The sequence below is a fragment of the Phenylobacterium sp. genome (genome assembly GCF_004799395.1).
GTDB lineage: Bacteria > Pseudomonadota > Alphaproteobacteria > Caulobacterales > Caulobacteraceae > Phenylobacterium.
The window spans coordinates 1-24,491 of record NZ_SSMZ01000344.1 but is presented as its reverse complement, the minus strand read 5'-3'; the positions used below and the strand labels follow the sequence as shown (position 1 = coordinate 24,491).

Here is a 24,491-nt window from a genome sequence, read left to right as displayed (position 1 = left end):
CCACCTGATCATCGCCCGCACGCCGGACGCGCCGCCCGGGGTGAAGGGCATCAGCCTGTTCCTGGCCTCCAAGTTCGAGATTAAGGACGACGGCAGCCTCGGATCCCGCAACGACTTCCGCGCCGGCTCCATCGAACACAAGCTGGGCATCCACGGCTCGCCCACCTGCGTCATGCTCTACGAGGACGCGCAGGCCGAGCTGGTCGGCGAGCTCGGCCAGGGCCTGCCGCATATGTTCGTGATGATGAACGCCGCGCGCCTGCAGGTGGGCGTCCAGGGCGTGGCCATCGCCGAGCGGGCTTTCCAGCAGGCCCTGGCGTTCAGCCAGGAGCGCAAGCAGGGCCGCACCGTCTGGGAAGCCGACGGGATGATCTACGGCCACCCGGACGTGCGCCGGATGCTGATGCTGATGAAGGCCAAGATCGAGGCCGCCCGCGCCATCTGCCTGACCACCGGGGTGCTTTCCGATCTCGCCCGGCTGGCCGCCAGCGACGAGGAGCGCGCGGCCGCCAAGGCGCGCCAGGAACTGCTCACCCCCATCGCCAAGGCCTGGTCGACCGACGTCGGCGTCGAGGTCGCCTCCCTGGGCGTGCAGGTGCATGGCGGCATGGGCTTCATCGAGGAGACCGGCGCGGCCCAGCACTACCGCGACGCGCGCATCGCCCCGATCTACGAGGGCACCAACGGAATCCAGGCCATCGACCTGGTGGGCCGCAAGGTGGGCATGGAGGACGGCGGGGTCATGCGCGCGCTCTGCGCCGAGCTGGCGCTGACCGCCGAGAGCCTGACCGAAGTCCCCGACCTGGCCGCCGTCGGCCGCCGGCTGGCGGCTGGGGTCGCGGCCCTGGAGCGGGCCACCGACTGGCTGCTGGCCAATCGCGGCGCCGACAGCCTGGCCGCCGCCACGCCCTATCTGAAGCTGGCCGGCGACGTGATCGGCGGGGCGATGCTCGGCCGTCAGGCCCTGGCCGCCGCCGGCTCGGATGATCCCTGGATGAAGAGCAAGGGCGCCCTGGCGCGGGTCTATTCCAGCCAGGTCTTGAGCCTCGCGCCTGGCCTGGCCGACGGCCTGATGGACGGGGCCCTTGACATGGAGGCCACCTCCGCCGCCGCCCTTGCGCCCTAGGTAGATTCGCCTAGGGGATTCTCCGAAGCTTTACTATTGGCGTCCCATGCTGGGCCCCGTCGTGGGGTGATGACGCATGAAACGCAGGGTCTGGGAATTCGCTCGGGAGCGCGCGGCGCGGGCCATGGGCGAGATCGGCCTCAGCGTCTATCAGCTGACGCTTTCCAGCATGGTGCAGCCGTTCGCGTTCCATGTCTTTTTCAACGCCCTGATCGCCTTCGGCCTGGTGATGCTGGGCCACCCGATGGCCGGCGCGGCCACGTTCGCCGCCTATTGCGCCGTCGATGGGATCAGCCAAGCCATGGTGCGCCGTTGGCTGCGGACCGCGGCCGAGACACCCGACGAAGACGGGTTCCGGCGCCTCGCGCCACTCTGCGCGGCGCGGATGTCCGGCTATGTGATCCCGACCCTTCTGGTCGCGCTGGGCGGTCACCGCGGCGAGATCATGCTGTTCCTGCTGCAGGCCGCCACCCTGGTCGCCGTCGCCATTTCGGCCAGCCTGATGGCCCGGCGCATCTTCTGGAGCTTCATGACCCCGGTGGTCGTGGCGCTTGGCGTCCTGATCATCGCCATCCTGACGCCGTGGGCGGCGGCCGCCGCGCTCCTGACCCTGGCCAGCCTGACGGTCCTGACCGGGCTGATGATAGAAGGCATCACGCGCACGGTGCAGATGCTGCACACGGCCTTCAACGACAACGTCGCCATGATCCCCGAGCTGGAAGCCGCCCGCGACCAGGCCGTGGCCGAACGCGCCGCGGCCGACGCCGCGCGTGAAGAGGCCCGTCAGGCGGGCCGCGCGAAGTCCAACTTCCTGGCCACCATGAGCCACGAGATCCGCACCCCGATGAACGGGGTCCTCGGCATGGCCCAGCTGCTGCAGCGCGACGAGACCAATCCCGTGCAGAAGGAGCGTCTGACGGTGCTGATCGACAGTGGCGAATACCTGCTCTCGATCCTCAACGACATCCTCGACGTCTCGAAGATCGATGCAGGCCGGCTCGACATCCTGCCGGCGCCAGAGGATATGCGGCTCTTCCTGGAGCGGCTGGTGGGTTTCTGGGGGCCGCGCGCCGACGAGAAGGGCGTGGCCCTGGTGCTCAGCATCGCCGAGACCGTGCCGTCCTTCGCCCTGATCGATGCGCTTCGCCTGCGCCAGGTGCTGTTCAATCTGGTCGGCAATGCGCTGAAGTTCACCGACACCGGTTCAGTTTCGGTGATCGCGGACGCCATGCCCAACGGCGAGGGCGCAGTCCTTCTGCACCTCGCGGTCCGCGACACCGGCATCGGTATCGCCGAACAACACCTGCCGCAGCTCTTCACCCGCTTCACCCAGGGCGATGAGTCCGAGATGCGCAAGTTCGGCGGCACGGGCCTGGGCCTGTCCATCGCCAAGCAGCTGGTCGAGCTGATGGGCGGCAAGGTCTGGGCGGAGAGCAAGGTGGGCCAAGGCTCGACCTTCCACATCAAGCTACCCCTGGCGCTGGCCGCCGCGCCGGCCCCCGCCAACCCCGTGGCGGCCAAAGATGAAGCTGCGCCGCTCAGCGGGCTGAAGATCCTGGCGGTCGATGACAACGCGGTGAACCTGCTGGTGCTGGACCAGTTGCTGGCGAGCTTCAGCCACGAGGTCGCCAAGGCCTCCAGCGGCGCCGAGGCGCTGGCGCGGATGGAGGAACGGCCCTTCGACCTCATCCTGTTGGATATCCAGATGCCGGGCATGACCGGCGTGGAGGTGCTGCAACAGCTGCGAGGCCAGGCCGGCCCCAACCGCAACGCGCCTGTGGTGGCGCTCACCGCCGACGTGACCTCAGGCGGCCGCCAGCGCTACCTGGACCTGGGCTTCACCGAGCACAGCCCCAAGCCGATCCAGATCCAGGCGCTGATGGACTCCATCAACCGCGCCATGACCGTGGCCCCGCGGCGCAGGCGTCAGGCGGCCTGAAGCTTCGGCAGGTCGTGCAGCGACGGGTCCAGGCCCGCGCCCATGAGGTCGATGAAGTTGTCGCGGTAGAAGCGGCGCTTCACCTCGTCGGAAACGCCGTCCAGGCTCTCGTTGAACCGCTTCAGCGGATTGCGCCCGCCCTCGATATGCGGGAAATCCGACGAGAACAGCAGCATCTCCGGCGCGGTGTTCTCGATGATCCAGCCAGTGTTCTCGTGCGGATAGGGCGTGGCGCGGAACTGGCGGCGCAGGATCTCGCTGGGCTTGCCGGAGAGCTTCTGGAGCCGCTCCTCCTTGCCAAAGGCCGCGACGCCGGAGTCCAGGTACTGCATCAGGCTGGGCAGCCATGACGCCCCCAGCTCGATGGCGCCCCACTTCAGTCGCGGGAAGCGGTCGAAGACGCCATCGATCACCAGGGCCGAGAGCGTCTGCCAGATCGACAGCGGGATCGCCATGAAGGTGAGCGAGGTGAAGTTCTCGTCACCGCCGTGGAAGTCCTTCACGAACGGCAGGCCGTTGTCGATGTAGTCGTGGTGCATCTTCTCTTCGCCGCCCACATGGAAGAGGACGGGGATCCTGGCTTCCTGGGCCAGGGCCCAGAGCGGGTCGAGCTCGACGTGGCTGGGCGAAAACCCCTTCGGATGCCGCGACGGGATCACCAGGGCCTTGGCGCCGAGCGCCAGGGCTTCTCGGGCGACGTCGACCGCCCGGGCGCGGTCGATCAGCGGCACGTAGCCGGTGGCGAGCAGCCGGAGGTCCACCGAGCAGAACTCGGTCATCATCCGATTGTGGGCGCGGGCGGCCTCCACGGCCAGCTCCGCCTCGCCCATCTGCTCCAGGCCGAAATTGGATAGGCAGGCGGTGGTGAACACCAGCTGGCTGGCGAAGCCCAGGTAGTCGAGGGTCTTGGGCCGATCTGACGCCTTGAAGGCGCCCAGCGCCTCATAGTTCTTGCGCAGGAGGATGTTGGCCTCCGCGCCGGCCAGGAACTCGGGGTTCTCGGCTTGCGCCGCGGCCTTGGCGAACCACTCCGGCAGCACATCCTTGCGCCCGGTCTTCTCGACGAAGGCCTCGCGGAATTTCGGCTCGATATAGCGGTTGATCGTGCCCGGCAGCTCCATCACGTGGCTGTCGGCGTCGTGGATGGTTTGGCCCTCGACGTACGGCATGCGAAATCCTCCCGCTTATGGTTGCCCCTATTTCGCGCTCTGAGGTCCAGGCGCGTCAAGCGACGCTGTTCACATCGCCCAGCCCCGTGGCCGCGCGCGAGCTGATCGGCTGGACGATCGCCATGGACGGCGTCGGCGGCCGGATCGTCGAGACCGAGGCCTATCACTACTCGGATCCGGCCTCCCACAGCTTCTCCGGACCCACCGCGCGCAATGCGGTGATGTTCGGGGCGCCTGGCGCGATCTACGTCTACCGTTCCTACGGCATCCACTGGTGCATGAACTTGGTCTGCGGCGACGAAGCGGGCAGCGCGGTGCTGCTGCGCGCGCTGGAGCCGACCGAGGGCTTGGACGTGATGATCGCCCGGCGCGGCCTGGACGATCCGCGCCTCCTCTGCTCCGGGCCCGGGCGGCTCTGCCAGGCGCTGGGCGTGAGCCGAGATCAGAACGGGCTCAAGGTCTTCGAGCCGCCGTTCGAGCTGATCCCCGGGCCACCCGCCGAGGTCGTCGTCGGCCCGCGCATTGGCATCACCAAAGCCATCGACGTCCCCTGGCGCTTCGGCGAGCGAGGTTCGCGCTATCTCAGCAAGCCATTCCCGACGGGCGGCTGAGTTTTCGCGAACGCCTTGGAGCCCGCCTCGGCCCGCGGTTGATGATTGAAGAATCGCCCCTTAGGCGAGTGCCCTTGTCGTCGGGGCAAATTGGGTCCAGCCTACAAAGAACGTCGTTTGGCGAACTGGACGAGGGGGTCCCCGATGCGCAATTTCCTGATCGCCGCCGCGCTCGCGGTTTCGACGGTCGGCTTGGCCGCCGGCCAAGCCAGCGCCCAGAGCATCACCTACACCATCACCGGCGTTGGCGATGGCGACCTGGCGGGCACGGACTTCACCAATGCCGCCTATACGATCACCATGCACGGCGATCTGGCGAACATCGTCAATTCGGGATTCCAGGCCCTCGATCCCCTGAGTTCCTCGGATGTAGACATCGACGGGATCGGCGATGTTACCCTGGATGTCGCCACGCGCATGGGCATCTACGGCTCGGTCGGTTTCTTCTCGAGATCCGACTCTATCGGGGGATTGGATCTGCTGGACTTTCAGTTGCCGCACCCCGTCAATTTAACGACGGCGTTCGGCCCGCTTCTGGGGACCGATATCTCCGCCATCAGCCAGTTTTCGAACGTCCAATCCAGCGGCGGGGCGCTCACCTTCACCTCGTCCAGCAACGTCGAATTCTCCAGCGTGCTTGGCGGCGGCGGCGTGCCGGAACCGGCTACCTGGGCCCTGGTGCTGACGGGTTTCGCCGCGGCCGGCGCCGGTTTGCGCGCGGCGCGCCGGCGGCGCCCTTCCTTCGCTTAGCGCCGGTTCTCGGAGGCGGCGACCGCACGGGCGTTGGAGGCGGCCAGGGTTGCGTCGGGAATCTCGACGATCTGGCTCATGTCGATCTTCGGCGGCGGCGCCTTGGGGTTGAACGGCACGGTCGGGACCGCCGGTGAAACGCGCGCCGCGGCCAGGGCGGCCAGGGACTCATTGGTCTGCTGGCGCGCCTGCAGGGCGGACAGGGCATTTGTCAGGGCGATGTCGCGGTTGCGCGCGGCCTGGGCCTCCGCCGCGCGCTGTGCGTCGAGCGATTGCGCCAGGCCGAAATAGGGCTGGGCCGCGGCGGGCGCGGCGGCGACCAGGACAAGACCGGCGATCAGGACCCGCATGGCGGCCTCCTCAGGCAGAAGCCTAATGAACGCCGCCGCCTCGGATCCGGCTCCCTAATCCTTGCGCTCGACGTGGAAGCGGGCGAGCTCGGCCTTGGGCGCCTCCCAGTCGGGGCTGAGCTCGACGGCCTTCTGGTAGTCGAAATAGGCCGACTTCACGTCGTCCAGGCCTTCGTAGGCCAGCGCGCGGTCGAAATAGACCTTGGCCGGCGCCTCGACGCCCAGTTCCAGGCCCTTGTTCAGGTCCGGCAGGCTCTCGGCGTACTTGTGCATGCCGATCGAGACCGCGCCGCGGTTGGCGTAGGCTTCACCCAGGTCGGGCTTCAGGCGGACCGCCTCGTTGAAGTCGCTGGCTGCGCCCTCCCAGTTCGCCCGGCGCATCTTCAGGATACCGCGGTTGACCAGGGTGCCGGCGCGGTCGCGGCTCGACAGCATCTCCTTGTCGAGCGCCTCGGTGCAGGCGCCTTCTTCCCGTGGCGCGGCCTTGCCGGAGATTGCGGCCCTGGAGCAGGCCTCCGCCAGGCCGCCGCCGATCACCGTGACCGAGGCGCGCGCCTGCACGCCCAAGGCCAAGGTCGCCACAAGCGCCGCGCCGAATACCAGCTTTTTCATGAGCTTTCCTCCCCGCCCGCGCGGCTCGGGGCCGCGTATCGGCGTTCGCGGCGAAGACTCCTCCCGCAACGGACGACTGTCAACGCGAAGCTGACCCTGGGTCAGGCCAGCGGGGCTCAGGCGGGCGAGGGCCGGAAGCGCAGGAGCTCGCGATGCAGAATGTAGAGGCCGCTGGCCGCCACCACGGCGGCGCCCGCCAGCGTCACCGGCTGCGGCAGCTCCCCCCAGATCAGGTAGCCGAGGGCCGTGGCCCAGATCAGCTGGGTGTAGTCGAAGGGCGCGACCACGCCCACTGGCGCCACGCGGATCGCCTCGGTCAGGAAGAGCTGACCCACGCCGCCGATCAGGCCCGAGAGGATCAGCACGGCCAAGGTGGCCCGGTCCGGTGTCACCCAGTTGAACACCGAGACGCTCAGGCCCAGCAGGGTCCCGGCCAGGGTGAAGTAGAAGACGATGGTGGCGCCCTTCTCGGTTACGGCGATCTGGCGGATCTGCACCATGGCCATGGCGCTGCCGACCGCCGCGGTGAGCGCGAAGCCGATCCCGTTGAGGTTCATGTGGCCGGGCTGCGGCCGCACCATGATCATGACGCCGATGAAGCCCACCAGCACCGCGCCCCAGCGGTGGCGGCCCACCGCCTCGCGCAGCATCAGGGCCGAGAGCGCGGTCATGAACAGCGGGGCTGCGAAGGTGAAGGCGGTGGCCTCGGTCAGCGCCAGACGCTGCACGGCGAAGAAGCTGCAGGTCATGCCCAGCAGACCCGCGACCGAGCGGGTCAGGTGGCCCCAGGGCCGCTGGGTCTTCAGCACCGAAAACCCGGTGGTGCGGGAGATGTAGAGCAGCAGGGGGACGAAGGCGAAGGCGTTGCGGAAGAAGACCAGCTCGAAGACCGGAATGCCGCGGTGGCCGGTCCATTTCACCGAAGCGGTCAGGCCGGCGACGCAGACCATGGCCAGGGTCCGGTAGGCGATGCCCAGACCGTTGCGGTGGTGGTGCGGAAGCTGGGCTGTGGGCGCGGTCACCGGCGCGGTGTGAGGGCCCACGCCCGCCGGGTCAACCGCAGCGACTACCTGCCGTCCACCGAGAAGGCCAGCAGCAGGTTGCTGGGCCCGGCGCTGCCGCCATAGCCGGAATGGATGAAGAGCCGCCCGCCGGCGACCACCGCGCCGCCCATGTCCAGACTGCCGCCGCTCGCGCCCTTGATCCCGTTGACCGTGTCGAGCGAAGCGGTGGTGTCGTAGTCCCAGATCAGCTTGCCGTCGGCGCCGTAGGCCCTCAGATGGCCGTCGAGGGCGCCGCTGAACACCGCGCCCGGGACCGCCGTCACGGCTTGCGAAAAGCCCGGCAGGCAGCGGCCCGAGGGCACGTTGCAGGGGACGCCCTTCGGCGCGTCCGCCTGCCACATCAGCTTGCCGTCGGCGACGTTCACACCGGCGATGCCCGGACGCCCGCGTCCCGGGAAATCGGCCAGGGCCGCGTAGACGATCCGCCCGTCGGTCGCGGTGCCCCACTCGACCCCGCCGCCGGCGCCGCCACTGCCGAGCTTGGCGGTCTGCCAGACGGTCTTCCCGGTGTCCGGGTCCATCGCATAGACGATCGAGGACTTGTTGCCGGTGATCACCAGCTGCCTGGCCCCGACGCGCACCAGCATGGGCGAGGAGCCGAAGTCGTAGTCCGGCCCGCGCTGACCCAGCGGTCCGTTGACCGTTCCCGACATGAAGTTGTCGCCCGCCAGCACCTGATTGACCCAGCGGATCCTGCCGGTCTTCAGGTCCATGGCGATCACCGCATCGGAGGTCGGGTGCTCCACCTCGGTGTAGGAATCGCCGCTGGCCACATAGAGCTGGCCGCGCTTGGCGTCGACGGTGGGGGCCGACCACAGCGCGCCGCCGGCCGGTCCATACATCTGGGTCCCGGCGGAATTCTTCCGCGTCGGACGCGGCGCCTCATCCAAGATCGCCTGCTTCCAGATCTGCTTGCCGGTGCGCGCGTCCAGCGCGACGACCGTGCCGATGAAGCTGCAGCATCCATAGGCGCCGACATTGCCCTGGCTCTCCTCCGAAGCCGACAGGGGCACATAGAGAATGTTGTCGTGGAGCGCCGGCGAGCCGGTGATCCGCCCCACCACATGGTCGCCGACACGGACGTTCCAGAGTTCCTTGCCCGAGCCCGCGTCGAAGGCCCGCACATACATCCGGTCGTCGCCGAAATAGAGGGCATAGCCGCTGGCCGCGGTCGCCAGCTTGCCGACGGTCATCGAAGCCCGCCCGCCGCCGCGGTAGTCGAAGCGCCAGTGCACGCAGCCGCTGGCGGCGTCGAGCGAATAGACCTTGCCGCCCATGCTGGCCACGAACACCCGGTCGCCGAAGACCAGGGCCTGCGTGTTCTTGGTGCCAGAATAGGCGAAGGCCCACTTGACCTTCAGGCGCGGGATGTCGGCGGCGGAGAAGCCAGGCTTCGGCTGATAGCGGCTGTTGGCCAGGTCGCGGCCCCAGCCGTTCCACTGCGGACCGTTGGGCTGCAGGGGGCCGTTGGTCTTGCAGGGGTTGGGATCGGGCGCCGACGCCGCCTGCGGGACCGGCGACTTGCCGGTCAGGAAGCGCACCACGCCGTAGATCTCTGCAGCGCTCATCCCCTGGGCCATAGGGGTCATGGCTCCGAGGGTCAGGGCGTCATAGACCTCTTCCGGCGAGCGGGCGCCCAACATCTGCCGGCTCGGCGCGCGGCCGGCGGCCGGCTCATGGCAGCCGGCGCACCTGGCCTTGAAGATCGGCTCGCCGTTGACCGGATAGAGGCCGGCGGAATTCTCCGGCGGGACCACATAGCCGGCCTTGGGCGTGACAGCTGGCCGCGCGGGCGCCGGCGGCGGCTGGGCCATGGCCCAGGACGCCGTCAGGACCGCGGCCAGCGCCGCCAGGATCGCGGCCGGGCGCCGCGCCGGCATGGCGGCCGCGCCCTACTTGCCGTCCACGGAATAGGCCAGGAGGACGTTGACCCCATTGGAGCCGACGCGCGCCGCGCCATTGTTGCCGCTGGTTATGAACATCATGCCGCCAGCGATGGTCGGACCCATGCCGTCGATGCCGCCGCCGGGTTGACCCTTGATGCCGTTGACCGTGTCGTAGGTCCGCGAGGTGGTGGAGTCCTCCCAGACGATCTTGCCCGTCTTGGCGTCATAGGCGCGGACCCAGCCGTCCAGGCTGCCTTCGAAGACGAAGCCGGGGATCACCGCCGGCGCGGCGGGCTGGCTGCGGACGCAAAGGGAGGGCTTGCCCTTGTCGCTGGCGTAGACGCAAGGAGCCTTGGGCGCGGGCGTCGTCCAGACAATGGTCCCGGTGGCGGGATCTAGCGCATTGACGCCGGGCTTGCCCGCTGGAGCGCCGGCCGGCCCGAACGCGCCGGGATGGAGTTCCGCCATCACCTGGCTGAAGTCCGCGATCGGCACAAAGACCTGGGTGTCGTTGGCGCCGATGCCCCATTCGACGCCGCCGATCGCCGAGCCCACCCCGACCGCGGTCTTCCAAAGCACTGCGCCGCTGTCGGGATCGAGGCCGTAGACCAGGCCCGACTTCTGGCCGGCCACCAGCACCTGATGACCGTTCTTCAGGGTCATCAGGATCGGGGTGGCGCCGAAGTCGAAGTCGGGACCGAGCGGCGTCGGACAGTTGCCTGAGGTCGACGCCGGGCCGCAGCCCATGACGAAGTTGTCGTGCTGGGTCACCTGGCGGCGCCACCTGATCGCGCCGGTCTTAAGGTCCAGCGCCACCACGGCGTCATCGCCGGTGGTGTCGATGTCAGTGTAGCTGTCGCCCGTGACGACATAGGCTAGCCCGCGCTTGCGGTCGACCGAGGGCGCGGCCCAGACCGCGGCGCCCGCCGGACCCTGGACCTTCACCCCGCCGCCCTTTTCGCGGATCACCTTCAGGGGCTCGCCGATCATCGGGGTCTTCCAGAGCAGCTTGCCGGTCGCAAGATCCAGCGCCGCCACCGAGCCGCGGAAGGTGCAGCAGCCGTAGGCCTTGCTCATGGCCGCAGCCTCCTCGATCGAGGAGATCGGCACGATCAGGCGGTCGCCCACGATCACTGGCGAGCCGGTGAGCACGGAGAACGGATGGTCCTCAAGCTGGGCGCTCTTCCAGATCTGCTTGCCGGTCTGGGCGTCGAAGGCGCGCACGATCCGGTCGCTCTGGCTGATCACCGTCAGCCAGCCGCTGGGCGAGATCGGCGATTTGATGATCATCGGCGAGGTGCGCGAGACCAGATCGTCGACGGACCAGTGGACGCAGCCCGTTCGGGTGTCGAGGGCGTAGAACTTGCCCGAGCGGTTGGTGACCCAGAGCCAGTCGCCGACCACCGCCGGCTGGCCGCCGCCGGTCATCGAGAACGCCCACTTCACCTTCAGCCTCGGCACGTCCGCCGCAGTCAGGCCGGGATGGCGCTGGAAGCGGGTGGAGGCGTTGTCGATACCCATGCTGGTCCAGTCGCTGTTTCCGGCCTGGATCGGCGGATTGGTCGCGCACTTGGGATCGGGCGCGCTCGGTCCCTTGACGGCGACCTGCGGCATTTCCTGGCCGGTGGGCCGGCTCGGAGCGGCCGCGACGGACGCGGACGTGGTCAGATAGGCCGCCACCGCCTGCTTGTCGGCGTCCGACAGGCCCTGGGCCATGGGCTGCATTATGCCGTTGGTCAGGGCCTGGACGATGTCGCCGGGCGCGCGCTGGCCAAGGTCGGCGCGGGTGGGCGCACGGGGCGCGCCGCCCTCGTGGCAAGACTTGCAGCGGGTCTCATAGATCTGCTGGCCGCTGGAGGCCGGCTGGGCGTGGGCGGCGAAGCCAAGGGTCGAGGCGGCCGCTACGGCGACGCCGAAGAGCCAGGTACGAACTGCGCGCAACGTCAAATCCCCCCGATGGCCCCAAGTTCTGGGGCTCTAAATGCTTGAATCGAAAACCGCGCGCAGCATGCACTGCGCGGGTCTTCGGGTCACCTGGACTTCGCGCCCGCCCAGGGCGGGCGCGACAGATCCCGCTGTATCAGCGACCGCCCGCCGCTGCGGGCGTGCCCGCCGGCGTCGGCGACTGCGCCGGAGCCGCCGCGGCCTTTGCCGGGCGCATCTTCTGCATCAGCTTGGAGGCCGCCGCCAACTCGTTGGCGTCGATCGCGCCGTCGTGGTTGGTGTCGATCAGGTCGAAGTACTTCTTGAGCATGTTGGCCGGACTCTGCGGCCCGCCCCGGAGTTCGGCCTTCTCGATCTTGCCGTCCATGTTGTCGTCGAGCACGCCCATCATCAGATTGGCCTGCAGAAGCTTTTCGTACTCCGGCGTCTGATGCTGCACGGTCTCATCTGTCCAGCGGTAGTGCAGGTAGGTGGCCATCATCTCGTCCCGGGTCTGCTCGCCCCAGTAGACCATCTTGGTCGGGTCGGGGTTTCCGGGGTTGCGGGGCGAGTTGTCGTAGGTCCACTGGGCCAGGATCTTCGAGCCCGCAGGCACCTTCAGCGGCGTCTTCAGGAAGTACTCATACTGCCAGTTGAAGTCGTAGCGCGGCAGGGCCAGCAGCAACTGCTTCTTGCCGTCCGGATAGATGATCGAGACCTGGCTCGAGCCGCCGCGCACGTGGGCGTGCGGGGTGATGCCGTAGAGGATCGCCTCCTTCGGGAACTCGATGTAGCTGGTCTCGTGGTGGAACTCCTCGCCCGGCGGGATCTCGATGGAGAAATCGAAGATGCCGAAGGTCCGCAGGATGTATTTCGGCTCCTGCCCCTTCGGGTAGAAGTAGATGCCCATCTGGGTCTTCTCAGTCGTTTCCTTGCCGTAGGGTGTGTAGTGGGTCTGGAAGCCCACGCCGCCGGAGGGCGGCACCCAGACGCCGGTGTCGACCGGCTGGATGTTGGAGCCGCGGCCTGGACCGTAGCCGCCAAGGGAAGCGCCCCAGGCGCTCTCGGAGAAGGTGTCGCCCGCGTGGTCGGTCGCGACCACGCCGGTCAGGATGTGGTGCACCACCTGCCGGTCGGAGACGCGGAAGGTCGTGGCCTTCATCCAGCGGCCTTCAGTCATGGCGTTGGTCACTACCGGGTGCTGGTAGTCCATGACGCCGGTCGCCGGGATCTTCACGGCAGGTACGTTCAGCACTACGTCGGGCTTGCCGAGCGGCCAGTCGGGGGCCTGGAACTTGATCTTCTGCAGCGGGTCCTCGCCGGCGCCACGCGGCGCGCCGGCGTCGATCCAGTGGACCAGGGTCTTCATCTGGTCCGGCGTCAGACGGTCGTCGTCCTGGAAGGCGCCCACGGTCTCATCGGCCAGGTAGGGCGGCATCCGGTGGGTGCGGATCACCTCGCGGATCATCGGCGAGAAGCCCTTGATCTGCTCGTAGTTGGTGAGCGGCATCGGCCCGATCCCACCCGGCTGGTGGCAGGTGGCGCACTTGGCCTCGATGATCGGGGCGATGGCGTGGGCGTAGGAGATCTGGGCGTAGGAAGCCGCCTTGGCGCGGTCGGGGAAGGCGATCAGCTCGCCCTTGGCCTCGTGGCTGGTGAGCGCGACCTTCTCGCCGGCCAGCAAGGCGTCGATCGCCGGCTTGGCTCCGTCCACGGGCCCCCGGTAGGCGATCGACCAGCTACGCGGATCGATGACGATCACCTCGGCGGCGCGGGTGACGCCCAGCTCCTCGCCGACCAGTTGCTCGTAGTCGAAGAGGATCGGCATCTGCAGGCCAGCGGCCTTGGCGTCGGCGATCACAGGGTCACGGCGGTCACCGATGCGGCTGTCGACAGCCAGCATGTCGACCTTCTTGCCATCGTAGGCCGCCTTCAGCGCCATCAGCGCCGGCGCGTCGACGTGCAGCTGCTTGTCGGCGGAGGCATAGGTCACCAGGACCACCGCCTTGTCGTCGGCCATCCGATAGAGTTGGCGGCCGAGTAGGTCCTGGTCGGCCAGCATGAAGTCGTCGACCCGCGCGGGGCCCGCGACCTTTGGCGCCTCGGCCTTGGCGCTCGACACGCCGTGCGGAGAGGCCATCAGGGCGATGGCGCTCGCCGCCGTCGCCAGTACGCCCAGCCCGGCGATCGCCTTGCGTGAAATCCTCATGGTGCTCTCCCTTGCCCCTCTTTTGGCGGCCCGCGCGACGCGCCGTGACCAGCCCAGGTGTTCAGATCTCATCTTAGTCCAGCGACATTGCGCACACGTGTCGGGCCTCACCTTGCGGAAGGCCGCCGCACAGTCCACAACGGCCTACGCCCGAAACTTACGATACACAGTGGATCATAGTGGATTCTAACGGCCAGATGTCAACGGTTTCCGACGCGCGCGTGGTGCGGACGCGCGAGGCGCTGCGCCGGGCGATGACCGAGCTGGCCGAGGTAAGCCCGCTAGACTCGATCACCGTGCGGGCGATCGCCGCCAAGGCGGGGGTCGGCTACGCCACCTTCTTCCGGCACTACTCCGACAAGGACGCCCTGCTTGCCGACGTTACCGACAACCTGGTCCGTGAATTCCTGGCCCAAGCCGCGCCCTGGCTGCAGCAGCGCGACCGGACCGGCGCGGCCAAATTCCTCTGCACCTTCGTGGAAAGCCATCTGGCGATCTACAAGGCCCTGATCGCCGGGGGCTCCGGCGACACGGTGCGCGCCGAGATGCTGCGCCAGACCATGGCCACCATGTCCCAGACACGGGTGCGCAGGCCGGAAGGCCCCAAGGACGACCTGGTCCTCTTCCAGACCGTTTCAGGTATCCTGAACCTGCTCGCCTGGTGGCTTCGCAACTTCGACACCGTGGACGCCGACACCATGGCCGAGATCATCGAACGGCTGATCCTGACCCCAGTCAGCACCGTGCGCCGCCAGCCGCCGCCAGGGCTGGGCGGAGGCTAGCGCGAGATCAAGCCCCGCGCGCGATGGCGACCGGGCGAACCTTGTCGGTCAGCGCCGCCAGGAAGGCATCGGGCGCGGTCATGAACGCAAAGTGCCCGGCGTCGGGGATCAGGATCAGCTCCTTCTTCGGTGCGGTCAGGCCCTCGAAGTAGGCTACCGCGGGCTCTGTGGGTGTGACGACATCGTCGCGGCCCTGAATGAAGAAGACGGCCGTCATCAACCGACTGGCCGTCACCGGCAGATCGGCCTTCATCTGATCCGGCAGGACAGCTTCGGCGCTGAACGCAAAGCCGGTCAGGAAGTCCTGAAAATCCTTGGGATCGGACGCGGTCAAGGCGGGGAAATCGGCGCGCAATGACTTGATCCAGGCTCGATCCGATGGGGCCATGGCCGCCTGCAGGTTCCTGCTGAAGGCGAAATACTGAGCGGCGTTGGAAGGATCCGGGCGGCCGATAGCTTCAAACTGCTTGACCGTGGCGGCGTCGCCGTCGGCGCGGGCCTTCGCCAGGAGCAGGTCGAACTGGCTGTTCACAACCGCCTTCCAGCTCGCTACCTGGCCAGTGCCGACATAGGCCGCAAACCGCTCCGGCTTGCGCTGCACCATGGTGATCGCGACGATCGATCCCCAAGAATGGCCGAGAACGATGATCTTCTTCTTGCCGAGCAATCGGCGGAGATAGTCCGCCACTTCGTTTCCGTCGTTTGCGAAGCGGTCGAGCGTCATCTCCGGGGTCCGCTTGCCGTACCGGCCGTAGGTATGGCCTGCGCCCCGCTGGTCCCACTGGACGACCGTGAAGGCCGTCTCCCATGGCTTGTAATGGGCGGCTACGGGCCACTGAGCTTCGCCAGGGCCTCCGTGGACCACGAGTAGAACCGGATTGCGGCGGTCATCCCCCTTGATGCTGACCCACTGATCGATGCCGCCAATGGAAACAAAGGACGATTGATCGATCCCCGCCGAAACAGGTTCAGCCGACAAAACCGCGGAAGGGCCGATGGCGGCGATAGCGCCGCCGAGAAGAGCCGCAAGATCGCGTCTGCTGTAGCGGCGGCTCATCGGGCAAGTCTCCCAGCGTGGGCCATTACCTGTCAAACACCGTAGCCCCCGGGATATTTTGCAGACCTCTGTCGGGTCCGGTTAGGCTGGCGCGTCCTCCGCACGCCAAAGGAACCGCGTCGATGCTCTACGCCCTGCTCTGCTACAATTCCGAGGAAACCGTCTTCTCCTGGACCAAGGCGCAGGACGACGCGGTGATGGCCAAGCTGGGCGTGGTCCAGGACCGCCTGGCGGCGCAGGGCAAGCTTGGGCCCTCGCTGCGGTTGATGCCGACCACGGCGGCGACCACCCTTCGCAAAAGCGACCCGCCGATGGTCATCGACGGTCCCTTTGCCGAGACCAAGGAGCAGCTCCTGGGTTTCTACGTCCTTGACCTGGGAAGCCTCGACGAGGCGCTGGACGTCGCCCGCGAACTCGGCGCGGCCAATCCGGGCGGCGCCTATGAGGTCCGCCCGCTGCGCTCCTTTCAGCCCGGCGCCCTGCCGGAGGCCGCGCAGGCGGGATGAGCGAGGACATCGCCTGGATCGATGCGGCGCTGACCTCGGCGCGGCCCCGGGCGATCGGGGCCCTGCTCCGCTACTTCCGTGACCTGGACGCGGCAGAGGAGGCCTATCAGGAGGCCTGCCTGCGGGCGCTGAAGAGCTGGCCGCAGAAGGGGCCGCCGCGGGACGCCGCCGCGTGGCTGATCATGGTCGGCCGCAACGCCGCCCTGGACGGGGTGCGCCGCAAGAGCCGTCTGACCGAACTGCCGGACGAAGACGCCATCTCCGATGTCGACGACGTCGAGACCCCAATGGCCGAACGGCTGGACGGCGCCCACTACCGCGACGACATCCTTCGGCTGATGTTCATCTGCTGCCATCCGGAGCTGCCGGCGACGCAGCAGATCGCGCTCGCCCTGCGCATCGTTAGCGGCTTGTCGGTGAAGCAGATCGCCCGGGTCTTCCTGGTCGGCGAGGCGGCGATGGAGCAGCGGATCACCCGCGCCAAGGCTCGCATCGCCAAGGCCGAGACGCCCTTCGAAGCGCCGGGTCCGGTGGAGCGGTCCGAGCGTCTCGCGGCGGTGGCCTACATGGCCTACCTCGTCTTCACCGAGGGCTATACCGCCGGCCACGACACCGCCGAGGTCCGCTCGCCGCTGTGCGAGGAGGCGATCCGGCTGGGGCGCCTCCTGCTGCGGATCTATCCCGCCGAGCCGGAGATCATGGGCCTGACCGCGCTGATGCTGCTGCAGCATTCCCGGGCCGCCACCCGTTTCGGCGCCGACGGGGCCGCTGTCCTGCTGGAGGACCAGGATCGCGGGCTCTGGAACCGCGACATGATCGGCGAGGGTCTGGCCCTGGTCGACAAGGCGATCCGCCACAATCGGCCGGGCCCCTACCAGATGCAGGCCGCGATCGCAGCGCTCCACGCCCGCGCCGCGCGGTTCGAGGACACCGACTGGGCGCAGATCGAGGCGCTCTACGTCGGCCTGGAGCGGCTGACGCCCTCGCCGGTGATCACGCTCAATCGTGCTGTCGCCGCCAGCAAGGTGCGCGGGCCGGCCGAGGCGCTGGCGATGATCGAGCCCCTGGCCGAGGCGCTGGGGAACTACTTCTACTTCTTCGGGACGCGCGGGGCCTTCCTGCTGCAGCTCGGCCGCGACGAGGAGGCCCGCCAGGCCTTCGACCGCGCCATCTCGCTGGCCAACACCGCCGCAGAGGCCGCCCACATCCGCGGCCAGATCGACCGACTGACAGCGGACGCCAAGGCCCGGGCCAGCTAGGATCGGCGCGAACTGGAGGCGCGCGCATGCGACAACCCCTGCCCGAGCACGGAACCGGTTGGTCCGAGCTGAAGGACCGGATGCTCGGCTACGCCGCCGGCGACGTGCGCTGGCGCGAGGGCAAGACGGCGGTCTACGTGTTCAACGCCGGCCCCGACGTCGAGCAGGTGCAGAAGGAAGCCTACGCCCTCTTCCAGTCGGAGAACGGCCTGGGCCCCGCGGCCTTTCCCAGCTTGAAGCGGATGGAGGAGGAGGTCGTGGGCTTCGGCCTCGGATTGCTGCACGGACCCGAGGGCGCCGGCGCGATCACCTCCGGCGGCACGGATTCCATCACCATGGCCCTCAAGGCCGCTCGCGACTTCGCCCGCAAGGAGCGCTGTGTCACCGGCCCCCTGAACATCGTCGTGCCCCGCTCGGCGCACCCGGCCTTCGACAAGGCCTGCGCGATCATGGAGATCGAGGTGCGGCGCACGGCGCTGAATGACTATCTGGCCGACCCAGAGGCGATGGCCGCGGCGGCGGACGCGTCCACGGTGATGATCGTCGGCTCGGCGCCCAACTTCCCCTTTGGCCTGATCGACCCGATCGCGGCGCTGTCCGACCTGGCCTTGAAGCGCGACCTCTGGCTGCACGTGGACGCCTGCGTCGGCGGCTATATCGCCCCGTTCGTGCGGATGAACGGCGAGGCCATCGCACCGTTCGATTTCGAACTGCCGGGCGTGCGCTCGATGTCGGCGGACCTGCACAAGTACGGCTACTGCGCCAAGGGCGCGTCCACGGTGTTCTTTCGCTCGAAGGCGCTGATGGACTTCATGATCTTCGACTTCAAGGACTGGCCCGGCGGCCGGATGGTGACCCCCACGCTGGCCGGCACGCGGCCGGGCGGAGCGATCTCAGCCGCCTGGGCGGTGATGAATTTCCTCGGCGTCGCGGGCTATCGCGTCAAGCACGCCCTGGTCACCGAAGCTCGGGCGAAGATCGCGGCGGGCGCCGAGGCTCTGGGCTTCACGGTGCTCGGCCGGCCACAGCTTGGCCTATTGGCCTTCACCCGCGCCGACGCCGACTGCCTCGCCATCTGGGCCAAGCTGCGCGAGCGCGGCTGGTTCTCGGGCGTCACCACCGAGCCCAGGAGCCTGCACCTGATGCTCTCGCCAATCCATGCCGAGGTGGCCGACCAATACCTCGCCGACCTGGCCTGGGCGCTGGAGGCTGCCGGCGGCGCGACCCCGACGGAAGCGCCGCGCTACGCTTAGCGGCGCCAGCTCCCCTTACAGCGGCGCGTAGATCTTGAACGAGACGACGCGGCCGTCCGGCGCACAGCGAAGGATCGCGGCCACCCACTCGTTGGCCCACATCAGGCGATAGACACTGACGTCATGCTCGCCGATGTGAGCGCTCTGCAGCCGCTCAAAGGCGATCGGCTCCCCCAGCGGTCCGAGGCTGTCCCGGTAGTCCGCCAGCGTGGCCGGGGTGAAATAGTGGTTCGCGTCCGCACTCAGTAGGCGTCGATCTAGTGTCCCGCTGGCGAGCTGACTGACAAGCTTGTGCGCCAGGGCGACGTCTTGCGGTCGGATCGCCGCATCGACGGTCGGCCGCGAGCGCCGGGGATTGCGCTCGGGCGGGGGCGGCAGATCGAAGATGAGATGCTCGAGCTGGTCGGCGATGTCGTCCTGCGCATCGCCGAAGTCCGCGTTCACCGTCACCACCACGGCAGCGCCATCGTCCGGATAGATGCGGTTCTCGGTGAGGAACCCCTCCTCCGACCCCGGGTGCTTGACGCGCCGACGGCCCGCTGTCTGGTCGACGAAGACGCCCAGGCCATAGGGGGCGGTCTTGCCGTCGGACAACGTGACAGGCGTCTGCTGCTCGGCGTAGGCCTTCGCCGACAGCAGCCTTTGACGGAGCACGCCGATGTCCCACTTGGCGAGGTCCGTGGCGCTCATCGACACGCCGCCGTCCCCGAACCCCCAGCCGTCGCCGATGATGGGCGAGAGGCGCAACGGACCCAGGGCGTGGCGCGTGTAGCCCTGGGCGTCCTTGGCCGGCGGCGCCTCGCCGTGCAGCACGGTGGCCGAGGTCATGCCCAGCGGCTCGAAGATGTTCTGGCGCAGGACGTCGGCGAGGGCCTGGCCGCTCACCCGTTCGACGATCAGGCCCACGATCGTGTAGTCCGTGTTGCTGTATTGCCAGCTCGACCCCGGGGGATAGTCGAGGGGCATTCGTCCCCACCGGTCGACGACGACGTGGGGCGAGATCGACCGGGTCGCCTCGATCGGCGGGGTCTCCGCGAGGAAGAAGCCCTTGTAGCCCGCGGTGTGCGACAGCACCTGGCGAACCGTGATCCGGTTTGCGTCCATCAGCTCCGGCAGCCAGCGGCTGATAGGGTCGTCGAGCGACAATTTTCCTTGGTCGATCAGCATGAGCAGTGCGGTGGCCGTCATCTGCTTCGACACCGAGGCGATATTGTATCGCGCCTGGACGGTGGCAGGCCTGGACGGCGATACGGAGCGGCTGCCGTAGGCTTTCGCAAAGACGATCTCACCGCCCCGCACAACGGCGATGGAGGCGCTGGGAACGCCCCGCTGGCCCAGATAGGCCACGACACCCTGGTCGATGCTGGCAATCTGCGCCGGCGTGAAGGATTGGACCGCAGCTGAGGACGAGACGGCGAACGCCGCAACGACCGCCAGGCCAAGATACGCGAGCATGATCGTCTCCCGTTCAGTTTACATATGTAATACTCCTCGTGTTTGGAGGCGCTATTGTCAAGCGCGTCTCGGCGGACGGCTTGGGATTAGGCTCGTCTGGGGATCACTGGCAGGACCACGTGGCTGGCGCGGCCGGCATCCACGAACACCGTATTCTTGGCCACCCGCCGGGTCAGCCCCGTCCCCTCCGGCGCGCCGGTGTTCGGGTTGACATCGAAGTGCGGGAAGTTGCTCGACGAGACGTCCAGTCGGATGCGGTGGCCGGCCTTGAATAGGTTGGAGGTCGGGAAGGCCGTGACCTTGATCGGGTAGCTCTGGCCCGGGGTCATCATCGAGGGCTTTTCCCAACTGTCGCGGTAGCGGCAGCGCAGGATCCCGTCGGTGACGTTGAGCGCATAGCCTTCCGGGTAGTCCTCGCTGGGCGGATAGACGTCGATCAGCTTGATGGTGAAGTCGGTGTCCGGCCCGTCGGAGGCGATCCACAGATTGGCCTCGATGGCGCCGGTGACCTCGACGTCCTCTTTCAAGGGCGGGGTCTGGAAGACCAGGACATCGGGCCGAGCCTCCAGCGGCAGGTAGGGCTGGCGCGAGCCGTAGACCGTGGGCCCCTCGCGCTGGTCGTAGCCGCCGCCGCGCATCAGCGGCTCGCCTGAGGTGATGGTGCCGCCGATGCTGGGCACGGGACGGTCGGGGTCGAAGTCATAGCTGACCGGCGCCGCCGTGGCCGACGGCTTGGACGTCGAAAGCAGGCCATCGCCGTGCAGGTGGAAGGCGGCGAGCTGCGCGTCGGGGATCGGCCAGGCGCTCTCCGTGCGCCAGCGGCCGCCGTGCAACAGCCGTCCCTCGGACGTCTTCTTCCCAACCCCCTTGCCGTCCGCGCCGCCGCCCATGACGAAGAGCCTGACCGGCGGATCCGGATCGGTCTTGCTCGACCCCTTCAGGTGGCGGTCGAACCAGGCCAGCCGCTGGGCGTCATAATCGCCGTGGCCCAGGGCGTCGAGGGTCGAGCCGGGCCCGAACTCGATGTCGCCGGAATAGGTCGTCGAGCGCGCGCCGTGGGTCCACGGCCCCATGATCAGCCGGATCGGCCCCGTCTTCCTCTTCGAGAGCGCTACATAGTTGTCGGTCGTGGAGCGCGAATAGGCGTCGTACCAGCCGCTCATGTGGACCATGGCCGCGTCGGCGTAGCGGTCGTAGGAGCCTTCGGCGTAGATGCCGACCTGCTTCCAGTAGTCGTCGAAATCGCCGTGCCGCCACTGGTCGAGGACATAGGCTTCATAGCCCGGGATCAGCGACAGCGGCGTGTGCCCGGCTTTCCAGGGCATGGAGCCGAACCAGGCCTTGAGGTCGACCTTCTTCAGCGCCGCCATCAGGCGCGGATCCTTCTGCGCCTCAGGACTCTCGAGACCCAGGTTGTAGGCCCAGGTCACCTGCTTCAGCTCGAAGGCGCCGCCCTGACGGATGCCGTCCTGGTAGGCGTTGGCGAAGCCGCCGCAGTCCAGGAACATCGCCTTCAGGCCGGGCGGGTTCAGGCAGGCCAGCGCGCCCTGCGTGTGGGCCGCATAGCTGAGGCCCAGGGTCCCGATGCGCCCGTCGCTCCACGGCTGGGAGGTCAGCCAGCGGCAGGTGTCGAAGCCATCGGCGCCCTCGCTGAGATATTTGACGAACTCGCCCTCGGAATCGTAGCGCCCGCGACAGTCCTGGAAGACCACCACATAGCCCTGGCGCACGTAGGTGGCGGCCACCTCGGCGCGGGTCTTGGGCGTCTTAGGATTGGCCTGGGTGATGTCGCGGAAGCTAGTGACGTTCCGCCCATAGGGTGTGCGCTCCATGATCGCCGGGAAGCGGCCGGCGACCGCCTTGCCGCCGCGCGCCGGGCGGTAGACGTCGGTGGCCAGCTTCACCCCGTCGCGCATGGAGACGCGGATGTTGCTTTCCAACAGCACCTCATACGGACCCTCGGGCGCGGCGGCGGCGCGGCCGGCCCCGGCCAGGGTGGCGGCGGCGATCAGACGGGAAAGACCGCGGCGGGTCAGGGCGGTGTGGTGACTCATGCGAAAAAGTTCGCACGCCCTGTCGGGGCCGCCTAGCGGTTAGAGCCGCTCGGTGGCGTTCCAGGCCGCGGTGACCAATTCGTCGAGCACGCGGGCATCCACGTCTGCGAACTTGTTGATGTAGAGGCAGCCCTTGCCGGTGGAATGCTTGCCCAGCCGCGCCAGGCGTTCGTCCCAGCCGTCGGCATGCTCGATGTAGAGCACGAGCGAAGCCTTCCGCGGCGAGAAGCCCATGGCCAGGATGCGGCCCTTCTTGCCTCCGGCCAGATCGTATTCCCGCTCGCCAAAGCCGACGATGGCCGGGCCCCACATCTTCGGCTCAACGCCGCTCACCTTGCGCATCAGGGTGCAAAGGGCCGCGCCGTCCGCGGACTTCGACGAAGCCGCGATGAAGCTGTCCACGTCGGCCTCGGTCGCCTTGGTCTTCAGCTCTTGCGCCATGAGCGCGGAGGTCATTTCCCGTCCACCGAGAAGGCCAGCAGGACGTTATCGGGGCCGCTCGACCCGGAAGCCCCGTTGAAGCCGGCCATCAGAAAGGCCATCGGGCCGGCGAAGGTCATGCCGGTCGCGTCGAGGTTGCCGCCGCGCTGGTTCTTCACGCCGTTGACCGTGTCGTAGTGCGCGGCCGCGGTGTCATAGTCCCAGATCAGCTTGCCGGTCTTGGCTTCGAAGGCGCGGACGTGGCCGTCCTGGTTGACGCCGAACAGCACGCCATTGGCGAGGCTCGGCGGGCCCGAATAGCCGTTGCCGCACCGGCCGCTGGTGAAGCTGCATTTGGGCGGCTCCGGCGCGCGGTGACGCCAGATGAGGGCGCCGTCGGTGAGCCGCAGCGCCGTGAGCGTCGGCATGCCCCGATCGGCGACGCCGACGTAGAGGTTGTCGTCGTCCGCGGCCATGCCCCACTCGACGCCGCCGAGCGCGCTGCCCTTGCCGATGCGCAGTTGCCAGATGATCTTCCCATCCTCGGGGTCCAGGCCATAGACGCCGCCCGACTTCTGGCCGGCCAGCAGGATGTCCTTGCCGCCCGCCAAGTGCTTGAGAATCGGCGAGGAGCCGAAGTCGAAGTCGGGGCCGTTGGGGGTCGGGCAGTTGGCGCCGGGGCGCTGGGGCGGACAGCCGACCAGGAAGTGGTCCAGGGCCGTCATCTGGTGGGCCCATCTTATCTTGCCGGTCTTCAGGTCCATGGCCTCGACGGCGTCGGAATATCCCTCCTCCACGTCGGTGTAGCTGTCGCCGGTGGCGACGTAGAGGACGCCGCGCTTTGGATCGATGGTCGGCGACGACCAGATCGCCCCGCCGGCCGGGCCGTACATCTGGGTCCCCGCACTGTTCTTCTTGAACGGCGCCGGCGCGGTCGGGATCGAATAGGACTTCCACTTGATCCTGCCGGTGGCGATGTCGAGGGCGGCGACCGCCCCGCGCTGCTTGCAACACTCATAGGCCGCCAGACCCGCCACGCCCTCCTCGAACGAGGAGAGCGGCACATAGAGGGTGTCGCCCCATAGCGTCGGGGCGCCGGTCAGGATGCCTCGCGGGCCGGAGTCGATGCTGACGTTCCACAGCTCTTTGCCGGTGTTGGCGTCGACCGCCACCTGGGTGCGGTTCATGTCCCCGAAATAGGCCGCCCAGCCCGAGGCCGCCTTTGGGTTCTTGCCCACCGAAACGGTGACGCGGACCGGGCCGCGGGCCTTGTAGGCCCAGGCGACGCAGCCGCTCTGCTTGTCGAGGGCGTAGACCTGGCCCGACGAGCTGGTGACGAAGACGCGGTTGCCCACCACCGTCGGCTCGCCGTAACGGCCACCCTGGTAGGCGAAGGCCCATTTCACCTGCAACTTCGGCGTGTTGGCGGCGTTGATGGTCGTCGAGGCCGCCACGCGGCTGTTCTGCTTGTCGGGGCTCCAGCCGTTCCAGGAAGGCCCCGCCGGGTTGAACTTCGCCCCCGCGGGGCAGGCGTTTCGGGACTCGCCGGCCAGGTCGAACTTGGCGTCCGGCTGTTGGCCGGTGACGAAGGCGGCGATCGCGCCGATGTCCTCGTCGGAAAGGCCGGCGGCCATGGGCTGCATCTTGCCGGTCTTCAGCGCGTCCGAGATCACGTTGGGGAACTGGGCGGCCAGCTCGGCGCGCGACGGCGCGTGTTCGACCGGCGGCATGTGGCAGCCCTTGCACCGGGTGTTGAACAGCTCCTCGCCGTGGGCCTGCAGCTTGATCAGGGCCGCGGCCTGGGCGGCGCGGGCGTTCGGCGAATTTGCCGCCGGGCCAGGCGGCGGCAAGGGGCTCACCTGCTGGGCCAGCGCCGATGCGCCGAAGGCTGCGATCGAAATTGTGGCCGCCGCCACGGCCGCGCCCCAACGAGTCTTCATGTTCGCCCCCACGTTTCCCTGAGGCGCCGACTAGGAGCCTGCCCCCGTAATCAGAATTGAAATATTTCCGAGGTGGATCCTTGCGCAGGGGAGCTCGTCCCAGCATCGAACTTGCGACTTCACCCC

Annotated in this window: 20 protein-coding genes; 8 read left to right on the top strand and 12 right to left on the bottom strand. The window is 68.2% G+C overall.

The window, feature by feature from the left end; all coding sequences use genetic code 11:
- Both E8A12_RS22645 and E8A12_RS22640 read left to right on the top strand, forming a co-directional pair.
- Positions 1-1,126 (top strand): acyl-CoA dehydrogenase (locus E8A12_RS22645; RefSeq protein ID WP_293373169.1); only part of this gene is annotated, 1,126 nt, incomplete at its 5' end.
- Positions 1,127-1,202: 76 nt separating this feature from the next.
- Positions 1,203-3,065, top strand: a complete 1,863-nt coding sequence (locus tag E8A12_RS22640; protein ID WP_293373167.1) for an ATP-binding protein — start codon at positions 1,203-1,205, stop codon at positions 3,063-3,065.
- On the opposite strand, the gene E8A12_RS22635 is transcribed toward E8A12_RS22640, so the two are convergent.
- On the bottom strand, positions 3,053-4,234 hold the full coding sequence (locus E8A12_RS22635; protein ID WP_293373165.1) for an amidohydrolase family protein: 1,182 nt from the start codon (positions 4,232-4,234) through the stop codon (positions 3,053-3,055). The genes E8A12_RS22640 and E8A12_RS22635 overlap by 13 nt on opposite strands.
- Before the next feature lie 86 nt (positions 4,235-4,320).
- Between E8A12_RS22635 and E8A12_RS22630 the strand changes: the two genes are divergently transcribed.
- Entirely contained in the window at positions 4,321-4,845 is a 525-nt protein-coding gene (locus E8A12_RS22630; RefSeq protein ID WP_293373163.1) for a DNA-3-methyladenine glycosylase, read from the top strand.
- 144 nt (positions 4,846-4,989) lie between these two features.
- Positions 4,990-5,595 (top strand): PEPxxWA-CTERM sorting domain-containing protein, encoded by a 606-nt coding sequence (locus tag E8A12_RS22625; protein ID WP_293373161.1) that lies wholly within the window; start codon positions 4,990-4,992, stop codon positions 5,593-5,595.
- Here the strand turns inward: E8A12_RS22625 and E8A12_RS22620 are convergent.
- The 6 genes from E8A12_RS22620 to E8A12_RS22595 form a co-directional block, all read right to left on the bottom strand.
- Complete coding sequence (locus E8A12_RS22620; protein WP_293373159.1) at positions 5,592-5,945, bottom strand: hypothetical protein; 354 nt, start codon at positions 5,943-5,945, stop codon at positions 5,592-5,594. The genes E8A12_RS22625 and E8A12_RS22620 overlap by 4 nt on opposite strands.
- A 54-nt stretch (positions 5,946-5,999) precedes the next feature.
- A complete protein-coding gene (locus E8A12_RS22615; RefSeq protein ID WP_293373157.1) occupies positions 6,000-6,557 on the bottom strand; it encodes a tetratricopeptide repeat protein in 558 nt (185 codons plus the stop codon).
- Positions 6,558-6,673: 116 nt separating this feature from the next.
- Positions 6,674-7,600 carry a DMT family transporter gene (locus tag E8A12_RS22610; RefSeq protein ID WP_293373155.1) on the bottom strand — a complete coding sequence of 309 codons (927 nt, stop codon included), beginning with the start codon at positions 7,598-7,600 and terminating at the stop codon, positions 6,674-6,676.
- A 23-nt stretch (positions 7,601-7,623) separates the two neighbouring features.
- A complete protein-coding gene (locus E8A12_RS22605) occupies positions 7,624-9,501 on the bottom strand; it encodes a PQQ-binding-like beta-propeller repeat protein (RefSeq protein WP_293373153.1) in 1,878 nt (625 codons plus the stop codon).
- Between the two features lie 12 nt (positions 9,502-9,513).
- Complete coding sequence (locus E8A12_RS22600) at positions 9,514-11,448, bottom strand: PQQ-binding-like beta-propeller repeat protein (RefSeq protein ID WP_293373151.1); 1,935 nt, start codon at positions 11,446-11,448, stop codon at positions 9,514-9,516.
- Between the two features lie 139 nt (positions 11,449-11,587).
- The gene (locus tag E8A12_RS22595) at positions 11,588-13,639 is read right to left on the bottom strand and encodes a hypothetical protein (protein WP_293373149.1); all 2,052 of its coding nucleotides are present in this window, start codon (positions 13,637-13,639) and stop codon (positions 11,588-11,590) included.
- Between the two features lie 197 nt (positions 13,640-13,836).
- Between E8A12_RS22595 and E8A12_RS22590 the strand changes: the two genes are divergently transcribed.
- Complete coding sequence (locus E8A12_RS22590) at positions 13,837-14,421, top strand: TetR/AcrR family transcriptional regulator (RefSeq protein ID WP_293373147.1); 585 nt, start codon at positions 13,837-13,839, stop codon at positions 14,419-14,421.
- 7 nt (positions 14,422-14,428) lie between these two features.
- Here E8A12_RS22590 and E8A12_RS22585 read toward each other — a convergent pair whose 3' ends face one another.
- Positions 14,429-15,478, bottom strand: a complete 1,050-nt coding sequence (locus E8A12_RS22585) for an alpha/beta hydrolase (protein WP_293373145.1) — start codon at positions 15,476-15,478, stop codon at positions 14,429-14,431.
- Between the two features lie 122 nt (positions 15,479-15,600).
- Between E8A12_RS22585 and E8A12_RS22580 the strand changes: the two genes are divergently transcribed.
- The 3 genes from E8A12_RS22580 to E8A12_RS22570 are packed head-to-tail and all read left to right on the top strand — an operon-like array spanning position 15,601 to position 18,496.
- The gene (locus E8A12_RS22580) at positions 15,601-15,984 is read left to right on the top strand and encodes a YciI family protein (RefSeq protein ID WP_293373143.1); all 384 of its coding nucleotides are present in this window, start codon (positions 15,601-15,603) and stop codon (positions 15,982-15,984) included.
- Positions 15,981-17,243 (top strand): RNA polymerase sigma factor, encoded by a 1,263-nt coding sequence (locus E8A12_RS22575; protein WP_293373141.1) that lies wholly within the window; start codon positions 15,981-15,983, stop codon positions 17,241-17,243. The genes E8A12_RS22580 and E8A12_RS22575 overlap by 4 nt, the downstream gene beginning before the upstream one ends.
- Before the next feature lie 26 nt (positions 17,244-17,269).
- Positions 17,270-18,496 carry a pyridoxal-dependent decarboxylase gene (locus E8A12_RS22570; protein ID WP_293373139.1) on the top strand — a complete coding sequence of 409 codons (1,227 nt, stop codon included), beginning with the start codon at positions 17,270-17,272 and terminating at the stop codon, positions 18,494-18,496.
- A 15-nt stretch (positions 18,497-18,511) separates the two neighbouring features.
- On the opposite strand, the gene E8A12_RS22565 is transcribed toward E8A12_RS22570, so the two are convergent.
- The 4 genes from E8A12_RS22565 to E8A12_RS22550 all read right to left on the bottom strand — a co-directional run bounded on the left by E8A12_RS22565 (position 18,512) and on the right by E8A12_RS22550 (position 24,365).
- A complete protein-coding gene (locus E8A12_RS22565; protein ID WP_293373137.1) occupies positions 18,512-19,951 on the bottom strand; it encodes a serine hydrolase domain-containing protein in 1,440 nt (479 codons plus the stop codon).
- Positions 19,952-20,037: 86 nt separating this feature from the next.
- Positions 20,038-22,005 carry a CocE/NonD family hydrolase gene (locus E8A12_RS22560; protein WP_293373135.1) on the bottom strand — a complete coding sequence of 656 codons (1,968 nt, stop codon included), beginning with the start codon at positions 22,003-22,005 and terminating at the stop codon, positions 20,038-20,040.
- Between the two features lie 39 nt (positions 22,006-22,044).
- Positions 22,045-22,461, bottom strand: coding sequence for a DUF1801 domain-containing protein (locus tag E8A12_RS22555; protein ID WP_293373133.1), 417 nt, complete (start codon positions 22,459-22,461; stop codon positions 22,045-22,047).
- The gene (locus E8A12_RS22550; RefSeq protein WP_293373131.1) at positions 22,458-24,365 is read right to left on the bottom strand and encodes a PQQ-binding-like beta-propeller repeat protein; all 1,908 of its coding nucleotides are present in this window, start codon (positions 24,363-24,365) and stop codon (positions 22,458-22,460) included. The genes E8A12_RS22555 and E8A12_RS22550 overlap by 4 nt, the downstream gene beginning before the upstream one ends.
- Between the last annotated feature and the right edge of the window lie 126 nt (positions 24,366-24,491).

Bases quoted from the DNA above. Each gene is read 5' to 3' on its own strand.
- E8A12_RS22640 (WP_293373167.1), top strand. From the start codon at position 1,203: ATGAAACGCAGGGTCTGGGAATTCGCTCGGGAGCGCGCGGCGCGGGCC.
- E8A12_RS22635 (WP_293373165.1), bottom strand. From the start codon at position 4,234: ATGCCGTACGTCGAGGGCCAAACCATCCACGACGCCGACAGCCACGTG.
- E8A12_RS22625 (WP_293373161.1), top strand. From the start codon at position 4,990: ATGCGCAATTTCCTGATCGCCGCCGCGCTCGCGGTTTCGACGGTCGGC.
- E8A12_RS22620 (WP_293373159.1), bottom strand. From the start codon at position 5,945: ATGCGGGTCCTGATCGCCGGTCTTGTCCTGGTCGCCGCCGCGCCCGCC.
- E8A12_RS22615 (WP_293373157.1), bottom strand. From the start codon at position 6,557: ATGAAAAAGCTGGTATTCGGCGCGGCGCTTGTGGCGACCTTGGCCTTG.
- E8A12_RS22605 (WP_293373153.1), bottom strand. From the start codon at position 9,501: ATGCCGGCGCGGCGCCCGGCCGCGATCCTGGCGGCGCTGGCCGCGGTC.
- E8A12_RS22595 (WP_293373149.1), bottom strand. From the start codon at position 13,639: ATGAGGATTTCACGCAAGGCGATCGCCGGGCTGGGCGTACTGGCGACG.
- E8A12_RS22590 (WP_293373147.1), top strand. From the start codon at position 13,837: ATGTCAACGGTTTCCGACGCGCGCGTGGTGCGGACGCGCGAGGCGCTG.
- E8A12_RS22585 (WP_293373145.1), bottom strand. From the start codon at position 15,478: ATGAGCCGCCGCTACAGCAGACGCGATCTTGCGGCTCTTCTCGGCGGC.
- E8A12_RS22580 (WP_293373143.1), top strand. From the start codon at position 15,601: ATGCTCTACGCCCTGCTCTGCTACAATTCCGAGGAAACCGTCTTCTCC.
- E8A12_RS22575 (WP_293373141.1), top strand. From the start codon at position 15,981: ATGAGCGAGGACATCGCCTGGATCGATGCGGCGCTGACCTCGGCGCGG.
- E8A12_RS22570 (WP_293373139.1), top strand. From the start codon at position 17,270: ATGCGACAACCCCTGCCCGAGCACGGAACCGGTTGGTCCGAGCTGAAG.
- E8A12_RS22565 (WP_293373137.1), bottom strand. From the start codon at position 19,951: ATGCTCGCGTATCTTGGCCTGGCGGTCGTTGCGGCGTTCGCCGTCTCG.
- E8A12_RS22560 (WP_293373135.1), bottom strand. From the start codon at position 22,005: ATGAGTCACCACACCGCCCTGACCCGCCGCGGTCTTTCCCGTCTGATC.
- E8A12_RS22555 (WP_293373133.1), bottom strand. From the start codon at position 22,461: ATGACCTCCGCGCTCATGGCGCAAGAGCTGAAGACCAAGGCGACCGAG.
- E8A12_RS22550 (WP_293373131.1), bottom strand. From the start codon at position 24,365: ATGAAGACTCGTTGGGGCGCGGCCGTGGCGGCGGCCACAATTTCGATC.